The 5,072-nt window shown below is 71.8% G+C and carries 5 protein-coding genes and 1 pseudogene; all 6 read right to left on the reverse strand.

Annotation, left to right across the window (positions count from 1 at the left end; genetic code table 11):
• Nucleotides 1-990 (reverse strand): annotated as a pseudogene (locus tag DMC18_RS22770) (hypothetical protein); the annotation flags it as partial.
• 69 nt (nucleotides 991-1,059) lie between these two features.
• Nucleotides 1,060-2,268, reverse strand: coding sequence for a lipid-A-disaccharide synthase (lpxB, locus tag DMC18_RS22775; protein ID WP_110117799.1), 1,209 nt, complete (start codon nucleotides 2,266-2,268; stop codon nucleotides 1,060-1,062).
• Nucleotides 2,268-3,101 carry an LpxI family protein gene (locus DMC18_RS22780; protein ID WP_110117798.1) on the reverse strand — a complete coding sequence of 278 codons (834 nt, stop codon included), beginning with the start codon at nucleotides 3,099-3,101 and terminating at the stop codon, nucleotides 2,268-2,270. Before DMC18_RS22780 ends, lpxB begins: the two co-directional genes overlap by 1 nt.
• Nucleotides 3,102-3,103: 2 nt before the next feature.
• Nucleotides 3,104-3,898, reverse strand: coding sequence for an acyl-ACP--UDP-N-acetylglucosamine O-acyltransferase (gene lpxA, locus DMC18_RS22785; protein WP_110117797.1), 795 nt, complete (start codon nucleotides 3,896-3,898; stop codon nucleotides 3,104-3,106).
• Nucleotides 3,895-4,371 carry a 3-hydroxyacyl-ACP dehydratase FabZ gene (gene fabZ, locus DMC18_RS22790; RefSeq protein WP_110117796.1) on the reverse strand — a complete coding sequence of 159 codons (477 nt, stop codon included), beginning with the start codon at nucleotides 4,369-4,371 and terminating at the stop codon, nucleotides 3,895-3,897. The genes lpxA and fabZ overlap by 4 nt, the downstream gene beginning before the upstream one ends.
• Nucleotides 4,368-5,072 (reverse strand): UDP-3-O-(3-hydroxymyristoyl)glucosamine N-acyltransferase (lpxD, locus tag DMC18_RS22795; protein WP_110133335.1); only part of this gene is annotated, 705 nt, incomplete at its 5' end. The genes fabZ and lpxD, both read right to left, overlap by 4 nt.

Here is a 5,072-nt window from a genome sequence, read left to right on the forward strand (position 1 = left end):
TGGCTGGGCGGCCTGGGCCGGCGTCGGGCGCGGGGCGACCGCGGCCAGGAAACGGGCGACGGGCGTCTCGGCGGCTTCGTCAGGCGTCGCCAGCGGGGAAGGCACCGCCTCAGGCTCGCCGGACGTGGTGGAAGCCGACGCAGGACGGGCAAGCGGGGCCGGAGCCCCCTCCTCCGCCACCGCAGGCTGTGCAGGCGCGCCGGCCGTCGGGATGATCGAGGTCGAGACCGGATCAGCTTGCGCCTGGACCGGAGCGGCCAACGCCGGCGTCGCGGCGGCGGAGGTTGATCCGGCAGAGGTCGATCCGGCGGCCGGCGGTGTCTGCGAGGGTGTAGTGGAAGCGGCCGTGGACGACGGTCCGGCCGGGCCCGTCTGGGCGCTCCAGCTGGCGACGGCGGCGCGCAGCACCAGCATGGCGGCCTTGAGGTCCTTGGCCGCCAGAGGCGCGGCGCCAGGCTCGGTCTCGTCGGCGAGGCGCTGCTCCATGAACAGGCCCGAACGGCTGAACGCCTGGCGGATCTCGCCAGCGGTCACCGCGCCGTCGATCGGCGAGCGCAGGGCCAGCATGTTGGCGGCGGCCTGGCGGACCACGGCGGGGGCGTCGGGCGAGGTCGAGACGCGCTCCAGGTCGGCCAGCAGCGGCGCCATGCCGCCCTGGGCCGGCGCTGCGCGGCCGACAAGGTCGGAGACAGCCTTGGCCTGGACCGTGGGACTGGACAGCAGGATTTCGCGGGCCTGGCCCGTGGCGCCGCCCTTGAGCAGGCTCTCGACGGTGTCAGCGGTTTCCGGCGCAGCCTGAGCGCCCGCCTCGGTGGCGATCTTTCCCAGGGTCTCGGCCGCTTCCGCCAAGGCCTTCTGGGCCAGCATGGCCGGCGGCGGCAGGCCCGGCTGCCCGGTCTGGCCGCCTTGCGGACCGGCGGGCGCGACCATCGCCGTCGGCATGACCGAGGCGGACGTCGGGACAGTGGGTCCAAGCGGTTGAACCGACACGGCGGGCTCCACGAGCGCGCGATGCGCGCAGGGTTTCCGCAAGATTAATCCACAGGCGTGAAGCGGGTCTTAAGCCCGCCTGGCGGTTCGGCTTTCGAGGAAATCGAGCATGGCGTCGGCGGCGGCTTCGGCCGGATCGGGCAGACCGCGCCCCAGCTTGTCGAGGGCGGCGTACTGCTCGGCCACCTGGCGCTGGCGCAGGGCCGGATCGTCCAATCGCCTGGCCAGTTCGGCCGCCAGGCGCTCGCCGGTGCAGTCGTGCTGCAAGAGTTCGGGCGCGACCTCGCGGTCGGCGGCGATGTTGAACAGGGTCACCCAGCGCGGCGTCATCAGCCGCTTGAGCAGCGCGTAGCTGATCGCGCCGATCTTGTAGCCGACCACCATCGGCGCGCCGGCCAGGGCCAGCTCGATGGTCACCGTGCCCGAACAGGCCAGGGCCACGGTGGCGGCCTTCATGGCGTCGTCCTTGGCCTGGTCGTCCTCGATGACATGGGCGCGGAACGGCCAGCCGGCGACACGCGCCTTGACGGCGGCGGCCACGGTCGAGGCGGCGGGGACCACGACATGCAGGCCCGGCCGCTCGGCCTTCAGCAGGCGCACGGCGTCCTCGAAGGCCGGCAGCACGCGCTCGATCTCGGACGGACGGCTGCCCGGCAGGACGGCCAGGATCGGATCGTCCGGCCCCGCCCCGATGGCCGCGCGGGCCCGGGCGGCGTCGGCGCCGCTGAAGTCTCGGGCCAGGGCTGGATTGCCCACGAATACGCTGGGCAGGCCGACGGCGTCGAAGAACGGCTTGTCCATCGGCTGGGTGGCCAGCAGCAGATCGACGGCCTGGGCCAGGGTCGCGGCCCGGCCCGGACGCGAGGCCCAGACCTGCGGCGCGACGTACTTGATCAGGGCGATCGACGGATCGATCGCGCGCAGGCGCTTGGCTAGGCGGATGTTGAAGCCCCAGGAGTCGATCAGCACGGCGACGTCGGGTTTTTCGCGCACCGCCACGGCCTCGACGTCCTTGAGGCGGCGCAGGACGCGCGGATAGGCCCTCAGTCCCTCGAAGAGGCCCAGGATCGACAGCTCGGCGATGTCGAACGGGCTCTGCACGCCTTCGGCGGCCATGCGCGCGCCGCCGAGGCCGACGAAGCGGACCTGGTCGCCCAGGCGCGCCCGCAGCACCCGGGCCAGGCCCGCGCCGAGATTGTCGCCCGAGGCCTCGGCCGCGACCAGCATGACCGTCAGCGGCCGGTCGGCGGGCGTCGCGCTGGACACCTCAGCGGTCATCAGCCCGGCTCGACGCCGTAGACGAACAGGCCCAGGTCGTCGGCGCAGGCGATGACCTGCTCGCGATCGACGATCAGCAGGCGGCCGGCCTCGCCGACCACACCGGCCAGGCCCGCGCGCGCGGCGCGCTGGATGGTGGCGACGCCGATGGTCGGCAGGTCGACCTTGGTCTCCTGGATCGGCTTGGGCGCCTTGGCCAGAACGCCCTTGGGCGCCTCGGGACAGCCGCGGATCGCCTGCGGCAGGTCGGCCACCCGGCGCAGCATGGCGTCGGTGCCCTCTTGGGCCTCGACGGCCAGGACCAGGCCGTCGCAGACCACGGCCCCCTGCCCCACGTCGAGCCCGCCGATGGCGCGGGCGACGGTCAGGGCGCGGTCGATGTCGGCGCCGTGCTCGGCGCGCGGGGCGTAGCGGCCCAGCGGTCCGGACGGCAGGGTCATCTCGCCGCGCACCTCGTGGGCGCCCTCGACGACAAAGCCTTCCTTCTCGAACTCGGTCAGCACGCGGCGCAGCAAAGCATCGTCGCCCTCGCGCGCGGCCTTGATCAGCCCCGGCAGCACCTTCACGCCCCGGAAGTCGGGGATCAGGGCCGAGAAGTCGGGGCGATCGACCGTGCCGGCGAAGCAGACGGCCTCGCAGCCCTCTTCCTTCAGCGCCTTGAAGGCCTTGCCGAATTCGGCGAGGCCGACCTCGATGCCGGCGTACTGCTCCAGCGTCGCGTCGGCGAAGCCCTTGAGCCGCATGACGGCGAACGGGCGCGCGGCGCGCTCGCAATGAGCGGCCAGTTCGATCGGCAGGGCCCCGCCGCCGGCGATCAGTCCGAGCTTGCGCAAGGCTAGACCTCGCGCTCGGGCAGGCAGAGCGGACGGTTGCCCTCGTCGCGGATGAACGCGATGATTTCCATCACCTCGGGAATGGAGGCGTAGGTCTCGGCCGCGTCGTCCAGGCGCTCCTGGAAGGTGCCTTCGTCGGCGAACATCATGCGATAGGCCGAGCGCAGGGCGTTGATCGCCTCGCGCGAGAAGCCGCGGCGCTTGAGGCCCACCAGATTCAGGCCCTCGAGGTGGGCGTGGTTGCCCCACACCGAACCGTAGGGGATGACGTCCTTGGTCACGGCGGCCAGGCCGCCGATGAAGCTGTAGCGGCCGACGCGCGAGAACTGGTGGATAGCCGCCAGGCCGCCGACGAACACGAAATTGCCGACGTCGACATGGCCGCCCAGGGTCGCGCCCTTGGCCAGCACGACGTTGTCGCCAACCGTGCAGTCGTGAGCCACGTGGGCCTCGGCCATGAAGAAGCCGTCGGCGCCGATGGTGGTGACGCCGCGGCCCGAGGCCGTGCCGGTGTTCATCGTCACCTGCTCGCGGATCGTGTTGCGCGGACCGATGACCAGCTGGGTGCGCTCGCCCTTGTAGCCCAGGTGCTGCGGCGGACCGCCCAGGGCCGAGAAGGCGTGGACCACGGTGTCCTCACCGATGGTGGTGACGCCATCGACCACCACATGCGACAGCAGGCGCACGCGGTCGCCCAGGGTCACGTCGGGGCCGACGATGCAGAACGGCCCGATTTCGACGTCCGCGCCCAGCTTGGCGGCGGCGTCGACGATGGCGGTCGGATGGACTTTGGTCATTTCGTCGGGGTCTCCACGACCATGGCGGCGAACTCGACCTCGGCGGCGACCTTGTCGCCGATCTTGGCCACGCCCTTGAACTTGAAGATGGTCGAACGCGCGCGCAGCACCTCGACCTCCATGCGCAGGACGTCGCCCGGGCGCACGGGGTTGCGGAAACGGGCGTTATCGACCGACATGAAGAAGATCGTCTTGCCCTCGGTGTCGACTTCCAGCGACTTGCTCATCAGCACCGCGCCCGTCTGGGCCAGGGCCTCGATGATCAGCACGCCGGGCATCACCGGATTGCCCGGGAAGTGGCCCTGGAAGAACGGCTCGTTGACGGTCACGCACTTGATGCCGACGATCGACTGGTGCGGGACATAGGCTTCGGCGCGGTCGACCAGCAGAAACGGGTAGCGGTGCGGGATCCGGTTGAGGATCTCGGCGATGTCGATGTCGGTCTGCGCGGCCGCGGTTTCGGTCTGGCTCATGCCTCGTCTTTCATCCCCCGACTGCGCGCGCTGCGCGACAGCCATGCCGTTTCCCTCAGCCACCGCTTGATGGGGCGCGCGGGAAACCCTGTCCATGTCTCGCCGGCCGGCACGCTCTTGAACACCGAGGCCGAGGCCCCGATGCTGGCGCCGGCGCCGATCGTCAAGTGGTCGGCGACGCCGGCCTTGCCGCCGAAGGCGACGCCGTCGCCGACGACCGTGCTGCCCGACAGCCCGGTATAGGCCGCCAGAAGGCAGTTTCGGCCAAGCTGCACGTTGTGCGCAACGTGGACCAGATTATCGATCTTGGTGTTCTCGCCCACCGTGGTGTCGTCGAACGCGCCGCGGTCGATGCAGCTGTTGGCGCCCAGGGTGACGCCGTCCTGCAGGACCACGCGGCCCAGCTGCGGCAGATCGACGACGCCCTTGGGGCCGCCGGCCGCGCCGAACCCGGCCTCGCCGACCGCCGAGCCGGCGTGCAGGCTGACCCGGTCGCCGATCAGGGCGAAGCCGACCACGGCGTTGGCGCCGATCACGCAGTCGCGGCCGATGGCGACGCCGGGACCGATCACCGCGCCGGGGCCGATCACCGTGCCCCGGCCGATGCGGACGTCCTGGCCGATCACCGCGCCGGGCGACAGGCGCACGCCCTCCTCCAGCACGGCGGACGGATGGATGGCGGCCGAGCCCGGCTCGTGGCG

The sequence above is a fragment of the Caulobacter sp. D5 genome, assembly GCF_003185805.1.
GTDB lineage: Bacteria > Pseudomonadota > Alphaproteobacteria > Caulobacterales > Caulobacteraceae > Caulobacter.

Bases quoted from the DNA above. Each gene is read 5' to 3' on its own strand.
- lpxB (WP_110117799.1), bottom strand. From the start codon at position 2,268: ATGACCGCTGAGGTGTCCAGCGCGACGCCCGCCGACCGGCCGCTGACG.
- lpxA (WP_110117797.1), bottom strand. From the start codon at position 3,898: ATGACCAAAGTCCATCCGACCGCCATCGTCGACGCCGCCGCCAAGCTG.
- fabZ (WP_110117796.1), bottom strand. From the start codon at position 4,371: ATGAGCCAGACCGAAACCGCGGCCGCGCAGACCGACATCGACATCGCC.